Source organism: Acinetobacter sp. NIPH 817 (assembly GCF_000368405.1).
Taxonomy (GTDB): Bacteria; Pseudomonadota; Gammaproteobacteria; order Pseudomonadales; family Moraxellaceae; genus Acinetobacter.
Map to the genome: position 1 here is coordinate 216,644 of NZ_KB849420.1, position 25,712 is coordinate 242,355.

Sequence of the window (25,712 nt, forward strand, 5' to 3'; positions counted from 1 at the left end):
ATATCAGAAAATTATCTATATATTTGAATTATGTATTATTTCGCTGCGAAATGTCGTTATCACTGGATATTTCGTTGACTGGAAGGCAATGAGAGCCGATACTCTCAGGGTTTTATTTAAGCATATCGGTTCGTAGGCACTGGGCCAAAAGCTCGGTCCTCAACACTCAATCAAACGGAAGGGGCTATATATGGCTGGTGAAAAGTCAACTATTATTTACACACTGACTGACGAGGCGCCACTATTGGCGACCTATTCGCTACTGCCGATCATTGAGACCTTTACTAAGCCAGCTGGCATCGAGATTATTAAAAGTGACATCTCTGTAGCTGCACGTGTGCTCGCAGAATTCGCTGATTACCTAAGTGAAGAGCAAAAGGTATCCGACAACCTTGCAGAGCTTGGTCGTCTTACACAAGATCCAGATACTAACATTATCAAACTCCCGAACATTAGTGCGTCTGTTGCGCAATTAACTGCATGTATCAAAGAGCTTCAATCAAAAGGTTATGCAATTCCTGATTATCCGGAAAATCCTGCAACTGAAGAAGAAAAATCAATCAAAGCTCGTTATGGTAAGTGCCTTGGCTCAGCAGTAAACCCTGTCCTTCGTGAAGGTAACTCTGACCGCCGTGCTCCAGCAGCAGTTAAAAACTATGCGAAAAAACACCCTCATTCAATGAGCGAGTGGAAACAGTGGTCACAAACTCACGTTTCACATATGGAAGAAGGTGACTTCTACCATGGTGAAAAATCAATGACACTTGATCGCGCACGTAATGTGAAAATGGAACTTATCACGAACAGTGGTAAGAGCATTGTTCTTAAGCCGAAAGTTGCGTTACAAGACGGCGAAATCATTGATTCAATGTTCATGAGCAAGAAAGCACTTTGTGATTTCTATGAAAAAGAACTTGATGATTGTAAAGAAGCAGGAATTTTATTCTCTTTACACGTTAAAGCGACAATGATGAAAGTTTCACACCCGATCGTTTTCGGTCACTGTGTGAAAATCTACTACAAAGAAGCTTTCGAAAAACACGGTAAGTTATTTGACGAATTAGGCATTAACGTTAATAACGGTATGGCTGGGTTATACGAAAAAATCGAAACTCTTCCTACTTCATTACGTGAAGAAATCATTGAAGACTTACATGCTTGTCAAGAACACCGTCCTGCACTTGCAATGGTTGACTCGGCAAAAGGCATCACAAACTTCCACTCACCAAACGACATTATCGTTGATGCTTCTATGCCAGCAATGATTCGTGCCGGTGGTAAAATGTGGGGTGCTGATGGTAAGCAATATGATGCTAAAGCTGTTATGCCAGAATCAACATTTGCCCGTATTTACCAAGAAATGATCAACTTCTGTAAGTGGCATGGTAACTTCGATCCGAAGACTATGGGTACTGTACCGAACGTTGGCTTGATGGCTCAAAAAGCTGAAGAATACGGTTCTCACGACAAGACTTTTGAAATTTCAGAAGCTGGTATTGCAAATATTACCGATCTTGACACTGGTGAAGTGTTATTGACTCAAAATGTTGAAGAAGGCGATATCTGGCGTATGTGTCAGGTTAAAGATGCTCCGATTCGTGACTGGGTAAAACTTGCAGTAACTCGTGCACGTAACTCAGGCATGCCTGCAATCTTCTGGCTTGACCCGTACCGTCCACACGAAAATGAATTGATCAAGAAAGTACAAACGTATTTAAAAGATCATGACACGACTGGTCTTGATATCCAGATTATGTCTCAAGTTCGTGCAATGCGTTACACACTTGAGCGTGTAGTACGTGGCCTAGACACTATTTCTGTGACTGGTAACATCTTACGTGACTACTTAACTGACTTGTTCCCAATTATGGAACTTGGTACTTCTGCGAAAATGTTATCTATCGTTCCGCTTATGGCGGGTGGTGGTATGTACGAGACTGGTGCGGGTGGTTCAGCGCCAAAACACGTACAACAGCTTGTTGAAGAAAACCACTTACGTTGGGATTCGCTTGGTGAGTTCCTTGCTCTAGCAGCTTCTTTAGAAGAAATGGGCATTAAAGAAAATAATGCTCGTGCTAAGTTACTTGCGAAGACTCTTGATGAAGCGACTGACAAGTTACTTGATAATGGTAAGTCTCCATCACGCCGTACAGGTGAGATTGACAACCGTGGTAGCCATTTCTACTTGTCACTTTACTGGGCAGAAGCACTTGCTGCACAGAACGAAGATGCTGAGTTAAAAGCTAAATTTGCTTCACTTGCAAAAACTTTAGCTGAAGAAGAACCGAAGATTGTTGCTGAACTCGCTCAAGTACAAGGTAAGCCAGCTGACATCGGTGGTTACTATGCAATTGATAAAGCAAAAGTAGATGCTGTAATGCGTCCAAGTGCTACATTTAATGCAGCTCTTGCAACTGTTGGTGCTTAATTACTAACTCGTTAGTGAATAGCTCAAAAGCCGGTGTATAAACACCGGCTTTTTTATTTTAAAAATAAATGGCATTAAAAAAGCCCACCGAAGTGAGCTTTGAAAATTTAGATATTAACGACTATTACGTCCGCGACCACGTGGTGCTTTTGTATTTGGACGAGTTGTACCATTAGTCTTACGACGTGGTTTTTCACTTTCATCCATTTGCCAAATACGTTTTGTACCAGACTTTTTCGCAGAACCATCTTTGTTTTTACGAACCATCGGTTTGCCGCCAGTACCACCTGGTTTTTTCACATATGAACGTGAACGATAAGGCTCTTCCGCAGGAACATCTTTAAAGTCAGGATAAAGCAAAGGTTCGATTTCTTTCACATCACCAGGTCTTAAACCGAGTTGAACTAAATCAATTGAACCAATTTTAGTACGAATTAAACGTAAAGTTGGAAAACCTACCGCAGAAGTCATACGACGAACTTGACGGTTACGGCCTTCGCAAATTGAAATTTCGACCCAAGATGTTGGAATATTTGCACGATAACGTACAGGTGGATTGCGTTCCCATAGCCACTCAGGTTCACTTACTTTAATGGCAGTCGCTGGAAGCGTCATACCATCATTAAGTTCTACACCTTTACGAAGCTGCTCAAGCGCTTCTTCAGTTACATCGCCATCAACTTGAACTAAATACGTTTTGTATTTTTTATTTGCAGGATTGGTAATGAACTGGTTAAGACCACCATGATCGGTTAAAAAGACTAAACCCTCAGAGTCCATATCAAGACGGCCTGCCAAGCGCAAAGTCGGGTCATCAACAAAGTCCGAGACGGTCATATGCGCTTCGTCTTTACGAAACTGGGAGAGAACGTCATAAGGCTTGTTGAGAATGACAATTTTCATAAAAAATGGCTTCTTCTTTCAAATAACTAGAGAAAACATTGAGCTATATTTAAGTGTGAAATTTGCTTATTTCCCACATAAATCTCAAAAAGAATTAAATTCGATTAAGCTATTATGCGTTAATAAAAGTTGAAAGTATTGTTTATCGATAATTATTTTTAGTTAATTAAGTATTATAAAAGGGAGAATTTACACAATGGGTTATCAGAAGATCGTGGTTCCTGCTGACGGCGACAAAATTAAAGTAAATGCAGACCTGTCGCTGAACGTACCAAATCATCCAATCATTCCTTTCATTGAAGGTGATGGTATTGGTGTAGATATTACGCCAACCATGAAAGCAGTCGTGGATGCTGCTATTTTAAAAGCTTACGGTGGCAAGCGTTCAATCGAATGGATGGAAGTGTATTGTGGTGAAAAAGCCAATAAAATTTATGGCAACTACATGCCAGAAGAAACTTTCGAAGCACTTCGAGAATTCGTTGTATCAATCAAAGGCCCGTTAACGACTCCAGTGGGTGGAGGCATTCGTTCACTCAATGTTGCCTTACGCCAAGAATTAGATTTATATGTTTGCGTACGTCCAGTACGTTGGTTTGAAGGTGTTCCTTCACCTGTTCAGCACCCAGAATTAACAGATATGGTGATTTTCCGTGAGAACTCGGAAGATATCTATGCAGGTATTGAATGGAAAGCTGATTCTGAAGAAGCTAAAAAAGTGATTAGGTTTCTTCAAGAAGAAATGGGTGTCACAAAAATCCGTTTTCCTGAAGGATGTGGCATCGGAATTAAACCTGTATCGAAAGAAGGTTCACAGCGTTTAGTCCGTAAAGCCATTCAGTTCGCAATCGAAAATGACAAGCCTTCTGTAACCCTTGTCCACAAGGGCAATATCATGAAATATACCGAAGGAGCATTTAAAGAGTGGGGCTATGAATTGGCTCTAGATCGTTTCGGTGGAGAATTAATTGATGGTGGTCCATGGGTTAAAATTAAAAATCCTAGAACTGGTAAAGACATCATTATTAAAGATGTCATTGCAGATGCCTTTTTACAACAGATCCTCATGCGTCCAGCAGATTACTCGGTTATTGCTACCCTAAATTTAAATGGTGATTATATTTCTGATGCTTTAGCCGCAGAGGTAGGCGGCATTGGTATTGCACCAGGTGCAAATATTGGTGGTGCAATTGCAGTTTATGAAGCAACTCATGGTACTGCGCCTAAATATGCGGGTCAGGATAAAGTAAACCCTGGTTCTATTATTCTTTCCGCAGAAATGATGCTACGTGATATGGGCTGGACAGAAGCTGCAGACCTGATCATTAAAGGAATTGCTGGAGCGATTGCAGCTAAAACCGTAACTTATGATTTTGAGCGTTTAATGCCGGGTGCAACCTTGTTGCGTTGTTCTGAATTCGGTGATGCGATTATCAAACATATGGAAGATTAAATAAATTTTGCATAAGAAAGCCCTCGATTGAGGGCTTTCAACTTATTTCTGAACTATTCGTTAAAGAATAATTCGGTAATACTTATTTAGCGTGATTTTTTTAGTCTAAAGATTCTAACTTATCTCTGTATGCTTTAACTTGTTGCTCTAAGGTTTTGAAATATCCATTAAGTTTTATGTTAGCTGGATTTTTTCTTTCATGTTCAGGGTATTGAGTTGGGTAGGCTAAACTTAGGTACATTTCTGCACGTGATAAGAGATTCATTAAATTTTCAGATAAATAAGATTCTGTAAAATCAACTGTCTTAAAAGACAATAATGCCTGCGGTTCTCCTTCTTTATGAGACTGAGCTAATTCTTCCTGTTTCTCTGTTAGATACGACTCAAAAATCATTGCGGCAATTTGAGAATGTACAATGAAATTTAATAATTCATATAAAGGGGAAGTTTTTAAATTTTTAATTCCTTTATGGTTTTCTTCTCCACCTTGATTTTTGAAAATTGGATGCTTCTCTTTCGTATTATTAAATAGATAAATTTGATTCTCCAAGTTATATAAAGACATAAGTCTCCGTGAAACTTCACCAAAATTTTCATATTGGTCTTTAAAGCAAATACTTAAATTTTGGTCATAGGGCTGGCCCAGCAAAATTTTTGTCAAATTATCATTGGTTCGAACATCCTATAATAAATTTTGGATTTCATCCAAACTCATGAGCATATGAGATAAAATTTTGATCTGTTCGGTAAAACTGTGCTGAGTTTTCCAATTCTGGAATAATCTGGCCGCGATAATGGCAGCGCCGAGTGTTGCTAAGGCTGAAAATAAGCTAATGGTTAGAGAAAATGATTCTTTTAACGGATCATTAATATTATTGTGTGAATACAAGAAAAGAATAAAGAAAAAGAAGATTATTGATATTGAGATAACCCAAAAACATGCATTAATTAAGAATGTACGGATTTCAGTTTTCATAAATTTTTGTTCTGTGAAATTGAGATTAGTTTAAGTATTTATCTGAAAAAAATCATGAAAATTTTATCAATTAAAAAACATTCTCAATTAGAACATTTTATATTAATGGAAAGTTTCGAATGTAACCTTATGCCTTGATCGAAAGAAAGGGGATTAAGTATTCTCAATATAGAACTTTCTGTATATATATTAGATAATTTTCTATATTGCCTGAGTAAATTAGTTCTAAGTAAATACAAAGTTCTACAACAAAAAGAGTCATATACATTTTTAATAAATAAGTAAGGTAATTTTAATGAAGTTCTTAACTGGTGTTCTCCTAAGCACAATGTGCCTAACATTTAGCACAGCATCTTCAGCAAATGAAGGAACTATTTTAGTTGAAAGATGTGCTCAGTCTGAAGGTTTCGTTCCTGGTCCTCAAGTTCAAACAGATATACCACATCCTGATGGTTACACCACTAAATTTTATAAAGGCACGAGTGGCTATTCCTCTGATGAATCAACATATAGAGTAGCCCATTGTATGCAAAATGACTTAATCAGAAGTTTAAATTTGAATTTTGAAAAAATGAGCGGTGGAGAAAAAGAAGCCGAAGCAATCAAGAAAAAATATGAAGAATTTCATACCACATACCGAGTAGCTGGTAATAACATCTTTGATAATAAGAATAAAATAGTATTTAATTTCACGAATCCTGCTGTTAAAACACAAAGTCGTGAAGAACTTTGTGCAGATAAAAAAGGTAAGTTCGATTATGGCTATGATGAATATGCATTCTGTATGGGAACAAAAGTACATCAAGCACCGACTTGTAAAAATTCTCATGGAGATCCATGTGGTACAAAATATGATAAAAGTCGTGCGGGCTATACAATAAAGAAAGACTAGATCGTCGATGAATTTATAATTTTACTCAATAAAAGGCCCTTAATTGGGCCTTTTATATTAATTTACTGTTCAAAAAATGAATCAGGAATAGTCGCTTCAGGAATTGCACCCAGCTCTATCAAAGCAATAGAATTTTCTTGTACTTTCGTTTTTAAGTCGTCAGTCTCAGAAGCCCAATTTTCATCAAAAACAAGAATAGTACCCGTGTTGTATTCGTTATCTATATCTACTTTTTTATATAAATGCGGTAGATAGTCAGCCGCAACATCTAAAGAGACATAGCAAATTGAAGTAGTCGGCAAACGATGTTCAAAGACATTAATATCTCTAAAGAATTTATAATTTACATAGAGATATTCAATTTTTAAATTCTTTAATAACACTTCAAAAATTTGAACAATTTGATCAGCAGTTAGGACCTTTTGAAATGTCATCACTAGGGTAAAGCTTCTAAAGCTTAAACTAGCAGAGTCAATATTTTCCTCTAGGCCATTCCATAAAGAAAAGCTTTCAAATTGGTCAGCACTTTTTTTATTAAATAGATATTTAAAGCCTTGTTCTGAAGGGATTTTATATTCTAAAGGTGCTTCAGGAGCAGTTTCATCATAATTATTGACATACCAATTCGCAAAAATTGGATCAATAACAGAAATTTCATTTACTATATTTTCTAGTGTTTTTAATTGCGCTTCAATGTCAGCTGAAGACTTTCCTAATTCTTTTGGTAGGCGTGTACTAAGGACAAACTCTCTCATTTTAATATCCAAATTTATAAAGGCATAAAAATTGTGTGAATCATATTTGCGATACGTTCATCAAAAAAGTCTTTCGTTTCTTTTTCATAAAAATACCAGTTTAACTTAGCAGTCTTTAACGTTAGGACAACCGCTTTTTGGCTTGCAGCTTCTTTAATCATAAGGTCAAAAACATTATTTCTAATGAATACTTTCATTTTAGGATCTAGAAATTGTGCATAACGTCCTTTCGCTTCGACCAGAATACATTCCATCGGCCATAACCCATCAAAAGAAACACCACCAACCACCCATTCTTGTACCTTTGTCGTTTCCTTCTTATTTCCGGGTTTTAAAAAGGGCTCAGATGTTCTAAAGGTTAAAGGATAGCTAGATAAGTTAGCGATTTTGAACTGATATTGTGTATTAATTTCATTACCCATCGAACGTTCAATTTCGTGCTTATTGCCTAATTGATAGGGTTCACATTTATTACAACGCTGTTGTTTTGTTATATCCTTACTAACTTCTTTAGCCAGAACAATGGTCGCCATCCCTTTAGCTGCTTCAGTCGCAATAACTCTACCACCTTGAGCCGCGACAACTTCCCCCGCAGCGGGTGCAGCAGTTCTCGCACCAGCCATAGCAACACCACGCAAAATTAACGGCCACATACTTAATTCCCCTTCAGCTCGTAATATTCAAAAGTCGATATAAGATCTTTACCGCGAATATTTGAGCTATAAATAAATTCTTGAATACCAGGATCCTGAAGTACATCTTTTTTCATAATCGTATTCCATACGATCAGCTGACAAATGACTTCATTGTCAGTCAATAAAAGCGATACCAATAAATCAAAGCTCTTGTATATCTCTGGCTTTAGTTGATCGTAATTTACGGTATAGGCTCTAAAAGAATCCTTTTTATCTACTAAGTACAGATAAATTTTTTCACAGAGTTCTTCTCTATCTTTTACTTTCTCAAGGCTATCAATCTGATTTTTATCTAACTTAATCATTGTATTTCAACTCATAGCTTAATTCGTTGAGCATAAAAGAAATGGACTCAAAGCCTTCAAGCAACTGCTTTTTTTGTTCACTGGTAAAGATGAGAGAGAGGCGATTTAACACACGTGGATCGTAATAACGAAGAATACCTATTCCGCCGTCATCGAGTTCAATATAGAGCTTTTCTAGAAGCTTATTTTTCAATTGTTTAATGTCTAATTTACTTTTAATCAAAATCATTGAATCCTTGGATTTCATGAGCTTAATTTGGCTTTCAACTTGCTTTAGGTTTAACTGACTTAAATCGAATAATATGGGGCCATATTGGTAGGCTTCTTCTTCATATGTACCTTGAAATAAGTAGAAGCAATCGCCGTACAAGTCTTCTAAATTTGATATATGGCCGTGGTCGATCTGTGCGCCATCTACAAGCAAAAATAATTGTCCATCTTTATGATGATTAGCAATAAAACTTTCTAAATTTTGATTCTTAAAACTCATCTTCTTACAATCCCTGCACCTTCTTTGGCCGCTTTCACAAGGCATTCAATACAAATAGGTTGGGGAAGTGCAATCTGAGGCATTTGTACTTGAGCACCGGGCTTAAAACGATGCTGACCTGCTTTAACCTCGAATTTAGACGGCGTAATAACAGTAATACCGCTTTTATTGATAATGATCTGTGAACCACCAGCCATGATTTAGATTTACCTATTATTTTATTAAAAAGATTTAAAATTAAACTATAATCTGCATAATAATAGTATTTAAACGTGATTAATTCCACTTTCTTTATGACATTTATTGTTGCAATTCAATTAAACGATAGCATTATCATAGCTTCAGATAATAAGAAAATTACAATATCAGAAGATGGATCTTTAAATATATCTAATGAAAATCTCTCAAAAATGTTCCCGTGGAAAAAGGGGATAATTACGGGCACAGGTGAATATTATGTTATCAGTCGTAGCGTGAAAATATTTAATAATTATAAAGGTCTACCACCTGAATATTTATCAGATTGCTTGGATGTTTCCAGAAGATTAAGAGAATTTGAAATAGGTAAGGGATATTATCAAGTAGCAAATACTAAACTTATGTATTCATCCTATACAGAAAAAGGCGCACAGCTTTATCGGGTTGAAGCTTTTGATCCTAATGAGCCGTATCAGGTCACAGCAGCGGAGCCAATGGATATAACAATATGGCTGTTTAATCCTTCTGTTGAAACGATTGCAGTCAATTTGCAAGAGTTATATGATGATTTAAAAGATAGATCCTTTTTTAAAAATAATAATGAATGGGTTGATTATTATATTGTGCGATTATCACTAATCTTTAAGAAACAAAGCCAACAAGATTACCTCATGAGCCAAAGCTTTGATATATTTTTTCAAAGCAAAGACGGTTTTGTTTATGACCAAATATCCAACATATTTGCTGGGTAATTTTTTTACAATTAATATATGTGGTTTATTGACAGCTGTTTAGCCAAACATTATTCTTCACATTCTGGCCACATTGCCAGGCAGTCTTGACGGTCTGCTTATTAAGTCCCGCATCAGAGCTTTCTTCATCTGAGGAATTGTTTTGTGTGGTGTGCCATCCGTTCCCTCCCGTAGCGGTAGGACGGGAGAGGGACACCTTCGGGTGTGCTAGTTTGACTTAATACTAGTCCGTCAACCTTCTTCCGTTCTGCCACCATAATTTATATCTTGGCAGAATCCAATTGTGAGTATTGGAGGTTGTCATGTTCTTAAAAATTCGTTTATTGGTCTCCTTGACCAAAATCCCTATATTTCAACAGCATTTATTATTTTCTTTAAGATTTTAATCTTTTATAGATTTTAATTTTTCAGACTAATATATTTAAAAATTACATTTAGTATTTATATTCGAGATATATCTGATATATATAAACTTGAAGGTGATTTTTACGCCTTTGTTTTTATTCTTCCTATATATTTTATAAAAATTTATCTCGATTTTTAAAATAAAAATGATTGGAATAATAATTTATGCTTGATTTAAAAGTGGGTGGTAAAGCAAGAAAATTGCTTGAAAATTCTAGTTTGTTGTTTGGTGAGCATGGTTTTACGAATGTTGGTGTTGACACTATCGTTAGAGAATCAAAAATAGCTAAAATGACCTTGTATCAATATTTTGAATCTAAAGAAAAATTGGTTGAAATATGTCTGGTTGTACATAAAAACCAATTAGTTGAGAAGATCGAATTTATTTTAGAACAGGTGGGAAACTTAAGCCTAATTGATAAACTTAAGAAAATTTTTTACTTACATGTTGATATAAAAAGCTCATATCGTTTAATTTTTAAAGCCATTGTGGAAATTAAATTAGCCTATCCAATTGCTTATGAGGTTGTGAGAAAATATAGAACATGGTTTGTAAATACCATTTATCAGCTTATGTCTACATATAAAAAAGCCGTGACTTATCAAGAAGCACATATGTTTTTATTTGTTATAGATGGTGCAATGACTCAGTTGTTAAGCCCTAATCATATTGATGATAGAGAAAGCCTGTTTGATTATTATCTTTTAACAGTTTTTGCATCTCGTAATAAGGATTGAATATTAATTAAATTTGAAAGCCCCTGAAATATCGGGGGCTTTTTTTTATTGCATAAATTCGGGATGTTTCGGAGTCTTAATAAAACCAGTTTTCTTTTGATAACTCTGGTCTAGGGCTTGAATAACAAGAACGAAAGCAACTAGAAATAAAGGAAAGAGCAGAGTTTTCACGATTTGGTTTCTCCAAGAGTTGAGGTGAAAGAGGGGCGTACAGGCACTAAAAGGCAAACCGCAAAAAGAAGAACGATTCCGCCCAAAAGAAAGAGATGTGCATAAGACCAATGCAAATGATGCAACGTACTAATGACCACGCCACCTAAGAGTTGAGTGCTAGCAAACCCAATGGTGGCAAGGCTCCAAAGCTTTTGATAACGTTGCTCATAAATCTGTAGCAGACTATAAGAACTAATAAAGACGGTTGCGGGAGTCAGTAAGCCTGTCAGAAGCGAAGACAAAGCCAGTAAAGATGTAGTCTGTGAAAGGAAAGGTAAAACAACGGCTAGGCAGTAAATGCCATATAACCATTTAATGGCTTGTATATAGCCCCCTATTCGGCTTAAGCAATAAGCAACAAATGCACCAATACAGCTTCCGACTCCATAGAGAACCCAAAATAGATTTCTTTGCTGCAATGGAAAATGCAAAGTTCCAGATAAATAATCCATCCAAAACAAAGAATGTGGAATATAGGCAAAGGCACTACACATATAGGCAATAATAATGACAAGGCCTAAACGTGATTTTTGTGAAGTTTGTAAAGTAGTAAATTGCGGTTTAATAATCTGGGCTGTATTACGGCTCAATAATCGATAAAGAGTTAAGCTTCCTAATAGAGAAATACCTGCAAAAATATCCCAAACATAATGCACGGGCATATTTTTAAGTAGGGGAATAATAATGGTGGCAGATAAAACCCCCACACCAATTCCGCTAAATCCTAAAAAATTAACTTTTAATCTTTCTGTGGCTGGAATGTATTTCATCGCAAAGCTAGGCGCTAAAATCATAAGTAAGCCACCAGCAATACCTGAAATTGTGCGCCAGAAAATGAACCACACCAGAGGCATATCCATGAATGAACAGCAAAGTAGGCTAAGGCTACCAGCTATAGCCGAAAGTACGATGAGGGATGGGATGTACTTTTCTTTAACACTCAATAGTGCTAATAAGGCACCCATCAGATATCCCAATAAATTTGCACTGCCTAAGTAACTGGCAAAATCATGGGTCCAGTGGTACTGCTCGATCATGATGGGCATGAGGGCAGTATAGGAAAATCTAAAAACACCAATTCCCAAACAAGTTGCCAAAAAGACAACTGAGCTCATTCGATAAAATGTAGACATGAGAAGACGCTCAATTTTTTTATTATTAAAAGCGAGTTTATCAATCATTAAAAATGATTTAATATGATATTAATTATCTTGTTTTGAGATAGTGGTATGTTGCTTAAGTCTCTAGAGTTTTTTTTAGCGGTTGCAGAGAGTGGAAGTTTTTCATTGGCTGCACAAAAAATGTATACGGTTCAATCGAATATCACGAGCCATATAAAAAAACTTGAAGAAGAGTTGGGGGTTATTCTATTCAATCGTAATAATCCTGTGACTTTAACGAATGCCGGACAACAGCTACATAGTTATGCTGTTCAAATGATTGCATTGCACGATAAAGCTAAGAAAATCTTTCAAGAAGGTGATATTGACCCGAATGAAACCATTCGCTTGGGTAGCATGGAAACAACCGCAGCAATACGTTTGCCACATTTGCTCAATCAATCTATGCAGCAATATCCGACTTTACCTATTGAGCTTCAAACTCATCCAACAGGTTATTTATTAAATGCTGTGCATAGGGGTGAATTAGATTGCGCCTTTGTTGCCTCTAAACATGCGATTCCAGAGCTATATAGTTTTCCTGTGTGGCATGAAGAGCTGGTTTTGGTTTGTCCTAAGCAACAACAGAGTTTTCCAGATAAGGCAACCCTTGCAAAGACCAGATTTATTGCATTTCGGCAAGGTTGTTCATATCGACATGCCATAGAGCTTTTCTTGAATGACTTTAGTATTCCGCCTTCGCAAATTATGGAAATGGGAAGCCTTGACGGAATCGTGAGTTGTGTAGAGTTGGGTGTTGGTTTTGCCTTATTACCGAAATCATATCTCACAAAAGTTGCAGATAAAGTTTTAGTCAATTGTTTTGGACTAAATACGGAATCTGCTTTTTTTACTACATATTTAATTGCCCAGTTACCCGAAACATGGGGAACCAATTTAAAGCAGTTTATTTATTTTATTGAGCAACAATTTGAATTAAAGGTTGCTTAAGTAGAGGCTGATTTTTATACATAAATATCTCACTTAATTTATAAATTAAAAGTGATATATATGTATTTAAAAGTCATTTTATATTCTCACGCAAGTTTGTAATCATCTTGATGCTATAAAATTGTTGAAAAGGGTAGTTTATATAGGCCGGCTATGGTCAAATATGCCCCCTTGAAAGATGACACAAGCAATAATTTGGAGTTTGGGAATGAATATACCCTTAATCATCAATATTGTGGTTTTTGTCGGGTTAATATTTTTACTCGCCCAAACACGTAAAACAGACTGGAGCTTATCGAAAAAAGTTCTGGCTGGCTTAGTTCTAGGTGTAGTGTTTGGTTTAGGACTACATTTGATTTATGGCGGTGGCCATCCGATTCTTGCTGAATCTATTAGCTGGTTTAATATCGTTGGAAACGGCTATGTAAAACTTTTACAAATGGTCGTTATGCCTTTGGTATTTGTGTCTATTTTGGGAGCGGTTGCAAAATTACACCAAGCCTCATCTTTAGGCAAAATCAGTTTTTATACAATCGGTACTTTACTCTTTACAACACTGATTGCCGCACTGGTAGGGGTATTTGTTACAAACCTATTTGGCTTAACTGCAAAAGGTTTGGTGCAAGGTGCGGCTGAAACTGCGCGTTTAACTGCCATTAATACAGAGTATGTAAGTAAAGTTACCGATTTAAGTGTACCGCAATTTATTCTTTCCTTCATTCCAACTAATCCATTTGCTGAATTGACGGGTGCAAACCCGACTTCGATTATTAGTGTGGTTATTTTTGCGGTCTTTTTAGGGATAGCAGCACTCAACCTAATGAAAGATGACGCAGAGAAAGGCCAGCGTATTTTAACTGCAATTCAGACTTTGCAGTCTTGGGTAATGAAGCTGGTTCGTCTAGTGATGACACTTACACCGTATGGTGTTTTTGCACTTATGACAAAAGTTGTAGCAAGTTCGAATGTCGCAGATATCTTAAACCTTGGTGGTTTCTTGGTGGCATCTTATTTAGGTCTAGCGATCATGTTTGTCGTGCATGCCATTATTTTGACCCTGACAGGTGTTTCTCCAGTTAAGTTCTTCAAAAAAGTTGCTCCTGTTTTGACATTTGCATTTACCAGTCGTTCAAGTGCTGCCAGTATTCCGCTCAGTATCGAAACCCAAACTCGTCGTTTAGGTATTCCTGAATCTATTGCAAGTTTTTCTGCTTCTTTTGGGGCAACGATTGGTCAAAATGGCTGTGCAGGTTTATATCCAGCAATGCTCGCGGTGATGGTTGCGCCAACCATGGGGATTAACACTCTAGATCCAATGTGGATTGCATCGTTAGTGGGTATTGTGACTTTAAGTTCAATTGGGGTTGCCGGAGTAGGTGGTGGTGCGACTTTTGCTGCGCTAATCGTGCTTCCTGCCATGGGTTTACCTGTGACTTTAGTTGCACTTCTTATTTCAATTGAACCGTTAATTGATATGGGACGTACTGCATTAAACGTAAATGGTTCAATGACTGCGGGCGTAGTTACGAGTCAATTGATGGGTCAGACTGATAAAGAAATATTAAATAGTGAAGATGAAATTGAGTTAACTCAACATCATTAAAAGCTGATATTAAACGGCTCATCTGCTCTGGATGAGCCGTTTTTTTATATGTGTGAATTGCCACTGTGATGTTAATTTTTAAAAAACTGTATCTGTTTTTCTTTTAAATAATTTTCGAAAATGAGTCTATTACAAAAGAGAGTACTATCATGAAAATGTATCAAGTCGACGCTTTTACAAAAGAGCTATTTCGTGGAAATCCGGCTGCTGTGATTGTTGAAAAAGAATGGCTAGATGCAGATTTAATGCAGAAGATAGCACTTGAAAATAACTTGTCTGAAACTGCTTTTGTAAAAATCATAGACGCTGAAAATTATGAAATCCGTTGGTTTACTCCAACGGTTAAAGTTGATTTCTGTGGACATGCCACACTTGCTAGCGCTTTTGTAATCTTTAAAGATTTTACCGAGAAAAAGACAATTAATTTTCATGTTCGAAACTTAGGTCTTTTTATCGTTCATCAAGATGATGATGGCAAAATCAGAATGGATTTTCCGATTCGCAAGGCTCATCAAGTCGAAGATTACCCAGCTGTTTTACGTGAGGCATTAACCAAACCTTTTAAAGCGGTTTATCAAAATGTTCAAGCTTACATTGTTGAGTATGAATCAGTACAAGATGTGTTAGATGAGCAGCCTGACATGAGTTTGCTCAAAGCTCTAGGTAAGAGAACTGCAATTACAACGACAGGAATGGAGGTTGCAATAACCTCAAAAACAGACCAGCAATACGATTGTGTATCGCGCTATTTTGCACCTGTCGCGGGTATTAATGAGGACCCTGTTACAGGTTCAATTCATACCGCAATAGCGCCGTTATGGGCAGAAAAACTGGGCAAAAATAATATTACGGCTTATCAGGCTTCTAGCCGCGGTGGGGTTTTATATTGCAATATCCTGTCTGAAGAGCGTATTGAAATTTCAGGCTACGGAAAACTTTATATGCAAGCTGAAATTTTTCTTTAAAATATAAGGCCGTTTAAATAAACGGCTTTTTTTTCAAAACTTTACTATTAATGTCAGCTTAAATTTCCTACTATAGTCCCACAACTATTGATTTTTTATTATTCAAATTAATTGGTATTTATATGTTTATGCAGTTTAAACAACTGACTCTCTCCCTATGTATTCTTGGTTTAAGTGCTGCGTCTTTTGCACAAACTACACTAGTAAAAAGCAAGCAAAATATTGAGGAATATAAATTAGATAATGGTTTTCGGGTTGTGCTTGCGCCGAACGACAAAGAAAATAAAATCTTTATTAATACCATTTATTTAACTGGTTCATTAAATGACCCGCAAGGTAAAAGCGGTTTAGCTCATTTGCTTGAACACTTGGCTTTTAAAGGGACAAAAAATGTTAAAGGGGAAGAATTCCAGCGTCGTCTAGATCAATATACATTGATGACGAACGCCAGTACCGATTATTACTCGACCAAATATACCAATATCGTTCGTCCGGAAAAGACTGCGCTCAATGAAGTGTTATATCTTGAATCGGAACGTATGGATAAATTAGTTCTACAAGAAAAATTTGTTCCTTCTGAAATCGAAATCGTAAAACGCGAACGTGAAGTCCGTATGGATCAGCCTTTTGCTGTCCTGATGGATCAAATGTGGAAGTCAGCTTATGGTAACCAATATTTAGGTCGTTTACCGATTGGTGATTTACCTGAACTTAAATCTATTAAAATGCCTGAATTGAATCAGTTCTATCGTAGCTGGTATGCGCCTAATAATGCAGTCATGGTGATTTCAGGTAAGTTCGATAAGACAGATGTCTTAAAAACTATTGATCAATACTTTAGCCCAATCGCGGCGCGTGATGTTCCTAAGCCTGTACAGATTCCTGTGCTCGACTCTACAAAAATAAAAAATCGTCAGTTTGTGGTGAAAAAGGGGAGCGATCTCGCTAAATTTCATATCTATATGAATGGTAAAAATACCAAAATTCAGCCGACACTCGCTTTAGCGCCTTTGTTATATACCATGCAGCCAAGTGGTCACCTATACCAGAACATGGTTGAAACGGGCATTACCACAAATGTTGATGCAAGTACGTGGTTAGACCAAGATTTTAATGTGGTGTTTCTGGGTGCCATTTATGCACCAAGTAATGACCCTAAAAAAGTTGAAAGCTCTCTGCTCGCTGGTATTGAGAAAGGAAAGCCTTTTACTGAAGTTGAATTAAATCGTGTTAAGAGTTTAATGAAAACCCAAGGCGATTTAATTACTAAAGATGCGGTAGCACTTGGGTCACGTTTAAGTGATTACACGGTCGCTGGTGGGCAATGGGATCAATATTTTAAAGATTTAGATTCAGTAGAAAACGTTAAGTTAGACCAAGTGAATCAAACTTTAAAACAGTTCCTTGTGGCTGAGCATCGTATTGACGGTGATATTTTGCCAACACCTGAAGATCAGAAAAAAGCTCAACAACAAAATGCAAAAGAGGCACCTAAAACTCTAGATCAGGTAGAAGCAAAGGCAGAGCCTTTAAAAGATCCAAAGGTGTATCAACAAGAAGTCGCGGAGTTTTTAAAAACTTCTAAGCAATATGTTGAAAGCAATGAGAAAAAGATTATCCGTGGAAAACTAAAAAATGGAATGAAGTACGCTTTATTCCCAGTTGAAACACGTGATGATCGTACTTATGCGACGATTACAATGGACTTCGGAACAGAAAAATCTTTATTTAATAAAGGGACGGTAGTTGATTTAACCTCATACTTACTGCTTCGTGGTTCTGATAAATACAGTTTGCAAGATATTGCCGATAAATCGATTGATGCGGGTGGCGCGGCTTATGCAAGTGCTGACGGCAATGGCATGACCATTAATATTCAGTCTAAATCAGAAAAATTTGATGAGTTTTTCGAGTTTGTTCTGGATGTGATGAAAAATCCAAAATTTGAGCAATCTCAATTTGATTTAATTAAATCACAAAGTTTATCGAGCCTTGATCGCCCTTATACCGAACCAGATGTAGTAGCTGGCTTAACACTTTCACGTTTGCTTGAAGAATATCAACCGGGTGATTTGCGTTATCACTTTGAACCTGAACTGGCAAAACAGCAATTGAAAAATGCAACTCAAGAGCAAGTAAAAGAGTTGTACGAGCGTTTCTTTGCAATGAACCATGCTCAAATTGCCATTACGGGTAAATTTGATGCGAAAAAAATGCAGAAATTACTTAATCAGGAATTTGGTCGTTGGAATGGTAAACAGCCTTATCAAAAAATCTTGATTAATCATGTTGATTTTCCAGCTCAGCAAGTTCATGTTTTGTCTGAGCAGCGCGAATTTGGTAGCTATCAGAGTGTGCTTTCAATTCCAGTTGGGAAAAACCATCCAGATGCATCTGCATTAATTTTACTTAACTATATTTTAGGCGAATCTCAAATTTCATCACGTTTGGCTCAAGAGCTTCGTGAGAAAAATGCACTAGTTTATGGTTTTGGAAGTGGGCTGCAACTTGACCGTGATACGAATGTGGGGGCCTTAAGCATTAGTGCAAATTATACTTCGGGGCGCTCAGCGCAAGTGTCTGCATCAATACATAAAGTGTTGAATGACTTGTTGAAAAATGGCGTGACTGAGCAAGAGCTTGAAGCTGCTAAAGCAGATATCATGAAGAAACGCGTTACGGCATTAGAAGATGAACGTAATATTCATGGGATGTTAAATCTACAGCTTGAAACAGATAAAACATTACAAGACCGTGTTCGACATGATCAAAACTTGACTAAACTGACTGTTGCAGACGTAAATGCAGTAATTAAAAAGTATATTAAACCTGAACATTTAGTCGAAGTGATGGCTGATCAATATGGTCAGGCAGCAAAAAAATAAAGTCTTATCGCAAATAAAAAGCCACTAAATTGTGGCTTTTTATTTGGATGTTTAAATCATCTTAATGGTCATGTTTATGCGCATGAAAATCTTCATTTTTACGGAAACGTAAATAATTTTCGAACTGTTCACAGTACTCATCAAAGTTATCTTCAAGCATCATTTGAAATTGTTGCACAAGATAAGACATCACTTGATCTTTAGCAGCGCGCATTTCTTCGCCATCTTTAAAATTATTTGCTGCTACCCACGTGTTAAAACGGGCACTAGCAAACAACATTGCTGCACTTACTTGACCACGCAGTTCTGCTGGATCTGGCTTTTCACCTTTTGGCGGGCGACAAAAATCATTGGCTTGTTTAATGAATTCATCCGCACGCTCAAAGAAAACAGCATTTAACGCTTCTTCTTCAGTAATATCTGTTGCATTAATCTTTTGAGACATGACTTATTCCCGCAAAAATAGAGCTGCTTATTATAGGCAAACGCTTGCGGAAACAAAACCTTTGACTTAGTCTGTAAATAGCCTAAGTATTGGTTGGAGAGTCTAATATGCAAGATGCGATTGCTATTCAAAGTTTAAAAACAGATATTGCTTTATTACGCCAGCATGTTTTCCCACCTCAATATTTAGAGCATGTTGAAGGATTGCCGATTTATTATGGCTTGCAAGAAGAAGTCGAAAATTATTATCGCCAATGGCAAGGTCTAATTGAAAGGGCACAAGAACTTTTCCAGCCATTTATGGAAGATGAATTACCAGATGCTATTCATTTGCCAAGTCATTTAAATTTACCGCTATTCTTTTTTCATGTAGACAGAATTCGGATTAATAAAACACGCGCAAAAGAATCTAAAACTTTCCGTGGTGTTGCGAGTCTTATTGAAAAATGCGGGCAGTTCGAAACTGATCAGATTTTTACGATGCAAGAATGGTTGCAGAGCGACGATACAGCGGCTTTAGTTGCTCACCGTGAATTTATCGATTTAAGAACCTATGTATTCCAGCACGGGCAAAGTGAATATACCCGTTCACGTTTTTATACTAATGGTATTGTGTTAGGTGTTGAACCGCATTTTAAATTGGTCGATGCCCGTGATAAGCCAAGAAAGCAACGTAGTGATAGCTATAATGACCCGTTAGCAGATAATGGCGTGTGGAAAGTATTTGGTAAATACAGATAAAAAGTCGCTGCTTGTTTACAGCGACTTTTTATAAATTACCAGAAAGTTTCAGTTTGACTAAAAGTTTGCAAAGCTTTTGCTGAGCGCTTTTGTAGGTGAGGTTGTTTGGCTTTTACCCATCCTAATGCAAACCAGAAAGATGAGTCATTTTCGACAACTTTATTGAAAATACCTTCCGCAATAAATAAGTCGTTATATTGACCTAAGGTGTTTTGTACAGGTTGTAGATGTTTTAAATATTGCTGTACTTTTTTGTCAGGATAAAGACTTGAAATAAACTCAACACAATAACGTAACTGCTTAGCTGTCTTTCGTATTTTGTGCTGTTCAGTCACTTCAAGCTCAGAGAAGTGTTCAGCATTGCTAATCACTTTATGATGTAATTTATCTAAACTCTTTTTAATATGTTTTTTTAACCCACCTGTTTTGTTCTTTGAATCTTCTTCTGAATACGCAAATGCTAATAAATCGAGTAATAGCTTAATCGTGTCCGCAGAGGTAAAGATTGTTGAGAGTTCTTTTGAGGGCTGAACTGAAACAGGTAGTAACAGCTCAGGCGAACCATGTTGTTGAATGACAGGTAACACCTCGGTACGAATAGCATCTTCATCACGAGTGTCTCCAAGCTTACGGAAAAGCTCCGCAATTTGTTCTTCCCAAACAGAGTTTAGCTCGCTAGACCAACTAGAGAAATGTTTAAGTGCACTGCGTAAACGACGTAAACTTACACGTGCCTGATGAATATGCTCAGCTTCAGCAACTTCATCGGCAATTGCAGCCATATTTGGTAAAAATTGTCCTAAACAGTTTTCGATAATCTTTTTTAGAGCCTGTTCAGCAGTAATATCTTTATTTAATGTCAGCGCTTTGGCATGTACAGCGGGTGAGGCTGCTTGCCCCAGTGCTAATAAATTCCCACGCTCGGCTTTACTTCTGACATCAAGCCAAAGTGCATAACGATTAATCCATTGCTGTGCAAATTGAATTAGCGTTTTTACTGCGCCTTGTTTGAGTTCAAATTCGACTTCACAAATTATACTTTGCGTATCTGCTGTTTTTACGACGCCGTCATCTAAGCAAACTTCAATAGCTGTATTATCTGCTTCAAACACATGATAAGTGCGCTGTACATCGGTCTCAAACTGCAAACTTAGTTTTTCAGCTTGTGTTCCTAAAACCGCGTTAATTAAATCAGTTACGACTTTATTATCTTGATATAACGCAAGGTTTAAGTCAGGTTCTTGGTCACACGCACCTAAATGAATTTCTTCTTCAACACGGTGCAGGTGGCTTTGACCTGCGGCTTTAAATGTTTGTACCCATTTATCATCTTCTTTACGTAAACGTAAGGCCATACCATTTTTTGCGAGTAATCGATCAGGGGTATCGTAATATTTTGCCTGTAAGTGAATATATTTCGCTTTATGTTTTTTTAAGTATTGCTGGACAGTTTTTTTCTTCGATTCAGGTAACTGAAACTTTAGTTCGACTTCGACCATAATATATCTCCCTGAATCAGGTATTTAAACTATCTTGAATAAGTATAATAGCTTAGCGCTAAAAGTAATGCTTTTGATAGAGAAAGTTACAATCAAACATATGACGCTAGGCTTTTATTTAGGTGTACAATCAGGTGACGTTTTGATCAAATAAAAATCAGGAAGATGATCGTGAATGCACCAGTAAACTTTAGCCATGACGCTCAGCCAGAGTTTGAATTGCCGATTAAAAACTATCAGGAATTTTATCGTTTTTATTTAACTGAACACCGTAACATCATGAGCAGACGCTTACATGTGGTGGGTAGTAGTATTGGTATATACTTTTTTTCAAAAGCAATTCGTAAGAAACAAGCCAAATATGTGCTCTATGGTTTGGTAGCGGGTTACGCAAATGCTTGGGTTGGACATTTTGTGTTTGAAAAAAATAAGCCTGCCAGTTTTAAACAACCTTTCTATAGCTTTATTTCTGATTGGCGAATGCTATCTGATGTTGCACGTGGCCGTTTGAGTTTGGTTGATCGCAAGCACGATAAAATACCAAGTTAATTTTACTTTCTATTCTTAACATACCGATTGGTACTGGTAAGCCTATATCAATCGGTACTTATGATGTCCTATAAATCCGTTATACTAGCGAAGTTTTTTAAAGCGAGAGTAGAGTATGCGCGGTTTATATCTCATTACCAATGATGACCCAATCCAACTATTATTAGAAAAATTAGACGCCGCACTCGCAACTCATCAGGTCGCAATTTTACAGTACCGCCGTAAGAAAGTAGAAAAAGCCGACCAACCCGCAGAAGTTGAACACATCAAACTTTTATGTGAAAAATATCAAGTTCCTTTTGTGATTAATGATGACCTAAAACTGGCCGCTCAGTTTGGATTAGGTGTGCATTTAGGACAAAGTGATGGCGAAATTACTGATGCAAAATCGCAATTACCAGAAGGCGTCATTATTGGTCGTACTTGTCTAAACTCATTAGAACTCGCCCAAAAAGCAATTGCAGATGGCGCGACTTATATTGCATTTGGTGCAGTCTACGCGACCTCTACAAAACCTGAAGCAGGTAATGTAGGTATCGAAGTGATTAAGCAGGCAGCAGCCCAATATGATTTACCCATTTGTGCGATTGGTGGTTTAACTGTTGAAAACTCAAAACCTGTGATTGAAGCTGGGGCTGACCTCTGTGCAGTCATTAGTGATATATTAGGCCGATCAACTGCTGAAATTCCTGCCCGTGTACAGGCCTGGGCACAATTATTTTCTTAAGCTTTCAAAATTATTTTTTAGATATTTAAGACGAGCATTTCCATGAGATTATCTCCAAAGCAAGAACAGTTATTTAAACAAGCCAGTAAACACATTCCAGGTGGTGTGAACTCTCCGGTACGTGCCTTTAATGGCGTTGGAGGAACACCAGTTTTTATCGAGAAAGCCAAAGGTGCTTATTTATGGGATGTAGATGGTAAGCGTTATGTTGACTATGTTGGTTCTTGGGGACCGATGATTTTAGGTCATGCTCATCCAGAAATTATTAAAGCAGTACAAACAGCTGCAGAAGATGGTTTAAGTTTTGGTGCGCCAACCGTACATGAAACAACGTTGGCAGATATTATTTGTGAAATCATGCCATCAATTGAATTGGTACGTATGACCAACTCTGGTACAGAAGCGACCATGACGGCTATTCGTTTAGCGCGTGGTTACACTGGCCGTGACAAGATTGTGAAGTTTGAAGGTTGTTACCATGGCCACTCTGATTCACTTTTAGTAAAAGCAGGTTCAGGCTTACTTACTTTAGGTGAAGGTGAGCCGACTTCAAAGGGGGTTCCTGTTGATTTTGCTAAACACACCTTAACACTGCCTTACAACGATATTGCAGCATTAAAAGAATGCTTTGTTAAATTTGGTCATGAAATTGCTGGTGTTATTATTGAGCCTGTCGCGGGTAACATGAATATGGTGAAACCAATCGACGGTTTCTTACAAGCCATTCGTGATGTGTGTGATGAATATAAATCTGTATTTATTATTGATGAAGTGATGACAGGTTTCCGTGTTGCTTTAGGTGGTGCTCAATCGGTTTATAATGTTAAGCCAGATTTAACGACTTTAGGTAAAATTATTGGTGCAGGCTTACCTGTTGGTGCATTTGGTGGTAAGCGTGAAATCATGGAATGTATCGCGCCTTTAGGTGGCGTATACCAAGCAGGTACATTGTCTGGAAACCCTCTTGCTATGCGCGCGGGTATTGAAATGTTCAAACATCTTCGCCAACCAGAGTTTTACAGCAATTTATCTGTGCAACTTGAAAAGTTACTTGTAGGTTTACAAGCAGCAGCAGATGAAGCGGGTATTCCATTTAAAACTCAGCAAGCTGGTGCAATGTTCGGTTTGTATTTTACTGACCAAGAAGACATTACAAGCTTTGACTCAATGTTGGCGTGTGATATTGAAGCTTTCAAAAAATTCTTCCATGGCATGTTAAAACGTGGAGTAAACTTAGCACCTTCAGCATTTGAAGCAGGTTTTATTTCATCTGCTCACTCTGATGAAGATATTGAATATACGATTCAGGCTGCCAAAGAAACTTTCGCTGAAATGAAGTAAGCAAAAAAGCCCGTGTTAAACGGGCTTTTTAATTTGAGCTATTTTTATATTTGTAGAGAACAATGTTTTATCCTTTACCTCGAAAAATTCAATTAGCAGCAAATACTTCAAATTGGTCAATTGAGTCTACGCAAAGTATTTTGCTCATGGTTGGGCTAAATGAACTTGAAAAATCACCTGACTGGGCGCACCAACCATTAGCTGATCATTTAGAATTGCTAAGTAAAAGAGCACAGGCCCTCGAAATTCCAGTTATTTTTATTGATGCATCTCAGCTTCAACAAACCATGTTGCAGTTGGGGCAGCGACTGTCTTCAAATGCTAAAGCCCAAGTTATGATGACTGGTGATTTGTCACCTCTGTTTAAACAAGTCATGCAGCTTGTTTTATCTATTACCGATTATGTAGCTATTGTAAATGATGCGATCTTGGCGGCTAATCTAGAGCAGCACATTCAATGGGTTGAAAAGATCAGTTTTGACCATATAAAACATTTAAATACACAGACCTTAATGCGTCTATGGTCTTTAAGTGCACCGTCTGAATATATTTTGTCGGATAAAGGAATCTTATTGGCAATTGCTGAACAGGTGGGGCGACACCCCATGGAGATTCATCCTGAAATTGATTTACGAAACTACGGTCTAGATCAGTTTGCTGTAGATTATCTGGTCGAACTGTGGCGTGCGAATGGTGCGAGTGTAAGCGCTGAAGAGGTAATGCAGGCACCGACATTGCAGCATATTATGCAGTTATTGAAGCCTTGACTAACTATAGACTCCAAGTGATCCATAATATTTGCAAATTATGCTGTTAATTTACCCGAACGGCATTGTAATTCGGACGTAAGCTTTTTATTATTGCCCGCTTGTTTTTCATCTTGCCTTGGGAATACAACTTTGAGTGATTTTCTAAGTGAACATCTGATCTATCGTGATGATGATTTTATGGTGATTCATAAACCTTCGGACATCTTGAGTGTTCCTGGTAAAGGTGATTTACATGATAGCGTTTTGACAAGGTTGGTTGCGATTGAACCTAAAACTTTGCTCATTCATCGTCTAGACCGAGATACTTCAGGTATTTTAGTATTTGGTTTATCAAAACGCGGTCAAAGTGCGATTGCTCGTCAATTTCAAGATCGTCAGACTTCAAAAATATATGAAGCACTTGTCGCAGGTCATTTAGAGGGTGAGGGGACTGTAGATATTCCTGTCATCTATGATCCAAGCCGACCACCTTTACATATTGTCGACGCTTCTCACAACAAACCTGCTTTAACACATTGGCAGGCAATAGAACATTTTCAGATTCAGGGACAGCCCGTAACTCGTGTGAAATTAACACCAATTACGGGCCGATCTCATCAACTCCGTGTACACATGCAATATCTTGGGCATCCAATTGTAGGTGACACGCTGTATGCAACACCGGAGCAGCAACTTGTTCCGCGTTTATGTTTGCATGCCAAACAGTTAAGTTTTAATCATCCTGTCACAACAGAAACATTAACTTTTGACTGTCCTGTACCGTTTTAATGTAAAAATTTTAATGCGTGATTTTTTGTAGCAAAGTCATTTAATTGGTTTTTGCTTCAAAATTTTGCTTTAAAGACTACATAAAAAGATGCAAAAATAAGCTAAT

Annotated in this window: 27 protein-coding genes; 15 read left to right on the plus strand and 12 right to left on the minus strand. The window is 37.3% G+C overall.

Going from position 1 to position 25,712, the window contains the following annotated elements; translation table 11 throughout:
* The first annotated feature begins 190 nt into the window (after nucleotides 1-190).
* Nucleotides 191-2,428 carry an NADP-dependent isocitrate dehydrogenase gene (locus tag F968_RS04635; RefSeq protein ID WP_004790788.1) on the plus strand — a complete coding sequence of 746 codons (2,238 nt, stop codon included), beginning with the start codon at nucleotides 191-193 and terminating at the stop codon, nucleotides 2,426-2,428.
* A gap of 114 nt (nucleotides 2,429-2,542) precedes the next feature.
* Here F968_RS04635 and F968_RS04640 read toward each other — a convergent pair whose 3' ends face one another.
* The gene (locus F968_RS04640; protein WP_004790791.1) at nucleotides 2,543-3,331 is read right to left on the minus strand and encodes an rRNA large subunit pseudouridine synthase E; all 789 of its coding nucleotides are present in this window, start codon (nucleotides 3,329-3,331) and stop codon (nucleotides 2,543-2,545) included.
* A 196-nt stretch (nucleotides 3,332-3,527) separates the two neighbouring features.
* Here F968_RS04640 and icd point away from each other — a divergent pair, with 196 nt between their 5' ends.
* Complete coding sequence (icd, locus tag F968_RS04645; RefSeq protein WP_004790792.1) at nucleotides 3,528-4,784, plus strand: NADP-dependent isocitrate dehydrogenase; 1,257 nt, start codon at nucleotides 3,528-3,530, stop codon at nucleotides 4,782-4,784.
* Between the two features lie 100 nt (nucleotides 4,785-4,884).
* On the opposite strand, the gene F968_RS04650 is transcribed toward icd, so the two are convergent.
* Both F968_RS04650 and F968_RS20200 read right to left on the minus strand, forming a co-directional pair.
* Complete coding sequence (locus F968_RS04650; RefSeq protein WP_004790794.1) at nucleotides 4,885-5,349, minus strand: hypothetical protein; 465 nt, start codon at nucleotides 5,347-5,349, stop codon at nucleotides 4,885-4,887.
* Nucleotides 5,350-5,466: 117 nt separating this feature from the next.
* Nucleotides 5,467-5,760: a hypothetical protein gene (locus F968_RS20200; protein WP_004790795.1), complete on the minus strand. Its 294-nt coding sequence runs from the start codon at nucleotides 5,758-5,760 to the stop codon at nucleotides 5,467-5,469.
* 295 nt (nucleotides 5,761-6,055) lie between these two features.
* Here F968_RS20200 and F968_RS04660 point away from each other — a divergent pair, with 295 nt between their 5' ends.
* Nucleotides 6,056-6,652 carry a hypothetical protein gene (locus F968_RS04660; protein ID WP_004790798.1) on the plus strand — a complete coding sequence of 199 codons (597 nt, stop codon included), beginning with the start codon at nucleotides 6,056-6,058 and terminating at the stop codon, nucleotides 6,650-6,652.
* Between the two features lie 62 nt (nucleotides 6,653-6,714).
* Here the strand turns inward: F968_RS04660 and F968_RS04665 are convergent, their stop codons facing one another.
* Genes F968_RS04665 through F968_RS04685 form a run of 5 tightly spaced genes read right to left on the minus strand, consistent with a single transcriptional unit; the run spans nucleotide 6,715 to nucleotide 9,094 of the window.
* On the minus strand, nucleotides 6,715-7,407 hold the full coding sequence (locus tag F968_RS04665; protein ID WP_004790799.1) for a hypothetical protein: 693 nt from the start codon (nucleotides 7,405-7,407) through the stop codon (nucleotides 6,715-6,717).
* A 14-nt stretch (nucleotides 7,408-7,421) separates the two neighbouring features.
* Nucleotides 7,422-8,060 carry a Tox-REase-5 domain-containing protein gene (locus F968_RS04670; protein WP_004790801.1) on the minus strand — a complete coding sequence of 213 codons (639 nt, stop codon included), beginning with the start codon at nucleotides 8,058-8,060 and terminating at the stop codon, nucleotides 7,422-7,424.
* 2 nt (nucleotides 8,061-8,062) lie between these two features.
* Nucleotides 8,063-8,407, minus strand: coding sequence for a hypothetical protein (locus F968_RS04675; RefSeq protein ID WP_004790803.1), 345 nt, complete (start codon nucleotides 8,405-8,407; stop codon nucleotides 8,063-8,065).
* Nucleotides 8,400-8,897: a DUF4123 domain-containing protein gene (locus F968_RS04680; RefSeq protein ID WP_004790805.1), complete on the minus strand. Its 498-nt coding sequence runs from the start codon at nucleotides 8,895-8,897 to the stop codon at nucleotides 8,400-8,402. The genes F968_RS04675 and F968_RS04680 overlap by 8 nt, the downstream gene beginning before the upstream one ends.
* Nucleotides 8,894-9,094 carry a hypothetical protein gene (locus F968_RS04685; RefSeq protein ID WP_004790807.1) on the minus strand — a complete coding sequence of 67 codons (201 nt, stop codon included), beginning with the start codon at nucleotides 9,092-9,094 and terminating at the stop codon, nucleotides 8,894-8,896. The genes F968_RS04680 and F968_RS04685 overlap by 4 nt, the downstream gene beginning before the upstream one ends.
* A gap of 96 nt (nucleotides 9,095-9,190) precedes the next feature.
* Between F968_RS04685 and F968_RS04690 the strand changes: the two genes are divergently transcribed.
* Nucleotides 9,191-9,847, plus strand: coding sequence for a hypothetical protein (locus F968_RS04690; protein ID WP_004790809.1), 657 nt, complete (start codon nucleotides 9,191-9,193; stop codon nucleotides 9,845-9,847).
* Nucleotides 9,848-10,417: 570 nt separating this feature from the next.
* On the plus strand, nucleotides 10,418-10,990 hold the full coding sequence (locus F968_RS04695) for a TetR/AcrR family transcriptional regulator (RefSeq protein ID WP_004790811.1): 573 nt from the start codon (nucleotides 10,418-10,420) through the stop codon (nucleotides 10,988-10,990).
* A gap of 45 nt (nucleotides 10,991-11,035) precedes the next feature.
* Here the strand turns inward: F968_RS04695 and F968_RS19575 are convergent, their stop codons facing one another.
* Both F968_RS19575 and F968_RS04700 read right to left on the minus strand, forming a co-directional pair.
* On the minus strand, nucleotides 11,036-11,161 hold the full coding sequence (locus F968_RS19575; protein WP_013197121.1) for a hypothetical protein: 126 nt from the start codon (nucleotides 11,159-11,161) through the stop codon (nucleotides 11,036-11,038).
* Nucleotides 11,158-12,336 carry a YbfB/YjiJ family MFS transporter gene (locus tag F968_RS04700; RefSeq protein WP_228128896.1) on the minus strand — a complete coding sequence of 393 codons (1,179 nt, stop codon included), beginning with the start codon at nucleotides 12,334-12,336 and terminating at the stop codon, nucleotides 11,158-11,160. The genes F968_RS19575 and F968_RS04700 overlap by 4 nt, the downstream gene beginning before the upstream one ends.
* A gap of 96 nt (nucleotides 12,337-12,432) precedes the next feature.
* Here F968_RS04700 and F968_RS04705 point away from each other — a divergent pair, with 96 nt between their 5' ends.
* The 4 genes from F968_RS04705 to F968_RS04720 all read left to right on the plus strand — a co-directional run bounded on the left by F968_RS04705 (nucleotide 12,433) and on the right by F968_RS04720 (nucleotide 18,767).
* The gene (locus F968_RS04705; RefSeq protein ID WP_004790815.1) at nucleotides 12,433-13,314 is read left to right on the plus strand and encodes a LysR family transcriptional regulator; all 882 of its coding nucleotides are present in this window, start codon (nucleotides 12,433-12,435) and stop codon (nucleotides 13,312-13,314) included.
* A 208-nt stretch (nucleotides 13,315-13,522) separates the two neighbouring features.
* Nucleotides 13,523-14,917, plus strand: coding sequence for an L-cystine transporter (locus F968_RS04710; protein WP_004790817.1), 1,395 nt, complete (start codon nucleotides 13,523-13,525; stop codon nucleotides 14,915-14,917).
* Nucleotides 14,918-15,066: 149 nt separating this feature from the next.
* Nucleotides 15,067-15,882 (plus strand): PhzF family phenazine biosynthesis protein, encoded by an 816-nt coding sequence (locus F968_RS04715; RefSeq protein ID WP_004790818.1) that lies wholly within the window; start codon nucleotides 15,067-15,069, stop codon nucleotides 15,880-15,882.
* Nucleotides 15,883-16,004: 122 nt separating this feature from the next.
* Nucleotides 16,005-18,767 (plus strand): M16 family metallopeptidase, encoded by a 2,763-nt coding sequence (locus F968_RS04720; RefSeq protein WP_004790820.1) that lies wholly within the window; start codon nucleotides 16,005-16,007, stop codon nucleotides 18,765-18,767.
* 61 nt (nucleotides 18,768-18,828) lie between these two features.
* Here the strand turns inward: F968_RS04720 and F968_RS04725 are convergent, their stop codons facing one another.
* Nucleotides 18,829-19,212, minus strand: coding sequence for a DUF3144 domain-containing protein (locus F968_RS04725; protein ID WP_004790823.1), 384 nt, complete (start codon nucleotides 19,210-19,212; stop codon nucleotides 18,829-18,831).
* Nucleotides 19,213-19,319: 107 nt separating this feature from the next.
* On the opposite strand from F968_RS04725, the gene F968_RS04730 reads away from it, so the two are divergent.
* The gene (locus F968_RS04730; protein WP_004790825.1) at nucleotides 19,320-19,952 is read left to right on the plus strand and encodes a hypothetical protein; all 633 of its coding nucleotides are present in this window, start codon (nucleotides 19,320-19,322) and stop codon (nucleotides 19,950-19,952) included.
* 35 nt (nucleotides 19,953-19,987) lie between these two features.
* Here F968_RS04730 and F968_RS20810 read toward each other — a convergent pair whose 3' ends face one another.
* Complete coding sequence (locus F968_RS20810; RefSeq protein WP_004790827.1) at nucleotides 19,988-21,451, minus strand: CYTH and CHAD domain-containing protein; 1,464 nt, start codon at nucleotides 21,449-21,451, stop codon at nucleotides 19,988-19,990.
* Between the two features lie 165 nt (nucleotides 21,452-21,616).
* Here F968_RS20810 and F968_RS04740 point away from each other — a divergent pair, with 165 nt between their 5' ends.
* The 5 genes from F968_RS04740 (at nucleotide 21,617) to F968_RS04760 (ending at nucleotide 25,606) form a co-directional block, all read left to right on the plus strand.
* Entirely contained in the window at nucleotides 21,617-22,000 is a 384-nt protein-coding gene (locus F968_RS04740) for an Mpo1-like protein (RefSeq protein ID WP_081399479.1), read from the plus strand.
* Nucleotides 22,001-22,115: 115 nt separating this feature from the next.
* Nucleotides 22,116-22,727 (plus strand): thiamine phosphate synthase, encoded by a 612-nt coding sequence (gene thiE / locus F968_RS04745; RefSeq protein WP_004790830.1) that lies wholly within the window; start codon nucleotides 22,116-22,118, stop codon nucleotides 22,725-22,727.
* Between the two features lie 42 nt (nucleotides 22,728-22,769).
* On the plus strand, nucleotides 22,770-24,068 hold the full coding sequence (gene hemL, locus F968_RS04750; protein WP_004790831.1) for a glutamate-1-semialdehyde 2,1-aminomutase: 1,299 nt from the start codon (nucleotides 22,770-22,772) through the stop codon (nucleotides 24,066-24,068).
* A 62-nt stretch (nucleotides 24,069-24,130) separates the two neighbouring features.
* Nucleotides 24,131-24,835 carry a hypothetical protein gene (locus F968_RS04755; RefSeq protein WP_004790832.1) on the plus strand — a complete coding sequence of 235 codons (705 nt, stop codon included), beginning with the start codon at nucleotides 24,131-24,133 and terminating at the stop codon, nucleotides 24,833-24,835.
* A 132-nt stretch (nucleotides 24,836-24,967) separates the two neighbouring features.
* A complete protein-coding gene (locus F968_RS04760) occupies nucleotides 24,968-25,606 on the plus strand; it encodes an RluA family pseudouridine synthase (RefSeq protein ID WP_004790835.1) in 639 nt (212 codons plus the stop codon).
* Nucleotides 25,607-25,712: the final 106 nt, after the last annotated feature.

Excerpts from the sequence above, each read along its gene's own strand:
- F968_RS04740 (WP_081399479.1), top strand. The coding sequence starts at position 21,617 with ATGATCGTGAATGCACCAGTAAACTTTAGCCATGACGCTCAGCCAGAG.
- F968_RS04675 (WP_004790803.1), bottom strand. The coding sequence starts at position 8,407 with ATGATTAAGTTAGATAAAAATCAGATTGATAGCCTTGAGAAAGTAAAA.
- F968_RS04690 (WP_004790809.1), top strand. The coding sequence starts at position 9,191 with ATGACATTTATTGTTGCAATTCAATTAAACGATAGCATTATCATAGCT.
- F968_RS04650 (WP_004790794.1), bottom strand. The coding sequence starts at position 5,349 with ATGTCTTTATATAACTTGGAGAATCAAATTTATCTATTTAATAATACG.
- F968_RS04715 (WP_004790818.1), top strand. The coding sequence starts at position 15,067 with ATGAAAATGTATCAAGTCGACGCTTTTACAAAAGAGCTATTTCGTGGA.
- F968_RS04640 (WP_004790791.1), bottom strand. The coding sequence starts at position 3,331 with ATGAAAATTGTCATTCTCAACAAGCCTTATGACGTTCTCTCCCAGTTT.
- F968_RS04660 (WP_004790798.1), top strand. The coding sequence starts at position 6,056 with ATGAAGTTCTTAACTGGTGTTCTCCTAAGCACAATGTGCCTAACATTT.
- F968_RS04730 (WP_004790825.1), top strand. The coding sequence starts at position 19,320 with ATGCAAGATGCGATTGCTATTCAAAGTTTAAAAACAGATATTGCTTTA.
- F968_RS04685 (WP_004790807.1), bottom strand. The coding sequence starts at position 9,094 with ATGGCTGGTGGTTCACAGATCATTATCAATAAAAGCGGTATTACTGTT.
- F968_RS04680 (WP_004790805.1), bottom strand. The coding sequence starts at position 8,897 with ATGAGTTTTAAGAATCAAAATTTAGAAAGTTTTATTGCTAATCATCAT.
- hemL (WP_004790831.1), top strand. The coding sequence starts at position 22,770 with ATGAGATTATCTCCAAAGCAAGAACAGTTATTTAAACAAGCCAGTAAA.
- F968_RS20810 (WP_004790827.1), bottom strand. The coding sequence starts at position 21,451 with ATGGTCGAAGTCGAACTAAAGTTTCAGTTACCTGAATCGAAGAAAAAA.
- icd (WP_004790792.1), top strand. The coding sequence starts at position 3,528 with ATGGGTTATCAGAAGATCGTGGTTCCTGCTGACGGCGACAAAATTAAA.
- F968_RS04700 (WP_228128896.1), bottom strand. The coding sequence starts at position 12,336 with ATGTCTACATTTTATCGAATGAGCTCAGTTGTCTTTTTGGCAACTTGT.
- F968_RS04695 (WP_004790811.1), top strand. The coding sequence starts at position 10,418 with ATGCTTGATTTAAAAGTGGGTGGTAAAGCAAGAAAATTGCTTGAAAAT.
- F968_RS04710 (WP_004790817.1), top strand. The coding sequence starts at position 13,523 with ATGAATATACCCTTAATCATCAATATTGTGGTTTTTGTCGGGTTAATA.
- F968_RS04755 (WP_004790832.1), top strand. The coding sequence starts at position 24,131 with ATGTTTTATCCTTTACCTCGAAAAATTCAATTAGCAGCAAATACTTCA.
- F968_RS04705 (WP_004790815.1), top strand. The coding sequence starts at position 12,433 with ATGTTGCTTAAGTCTCTAGAGTTTTTTTTAGCGGTTGCAGAGAGTGGA.
- F968_RS04720 (WP_004790820.1), top strand. The coding sequence starts at position 16,005 with ATGTTTATGCAGTTTAAACAACTGACTCTCTCCCTATGTATTCTTGGT.
- F968_RS04635 (WP_004790788.1), top strand. The coding sequence starts at position 191 with ATGGCTGGTGAAAAGTCAACTATTATTTACACACTGACTGACGAGGCG.
- thiE (WP_004790830.1), top strand. The coding sequence starts at position 22,116 with ATGCGCGGTTTATATCTCATTACCAATGATGACCCAATCCAACTATTA.
- F968_RS04670 (WP_004790801.1), bottom strand. The coding sequence starts at position 8,060 with ATGTGGCCGTTAATTTTGCGTGGTGTTGCTATGGCTGGTGCGAGAACT.
- F968_RS04665 (WP_004790799.1), bottom strand. The coding sequence starts at position 7,407 with ATGAGAGAGTTTGTCCTTAGTACACGCCTACCAAAAGAATTAGGAAAG.
- F968_RS20200 (WP_004790795.1), bottom strand. The coding sequence starts at position 5,760 with ATGAAAACTGAAATCCGTACATTCTTAATTAATGCATGTTTTTGGGTT.
- F968_RS04725 (WP_004790823.1), bottom strand. The coding sequence starts at position 19,212 with ATGTCTCAAAAGATTAATGCAACAGATATTACTGAAGAAGAAGCGTTA.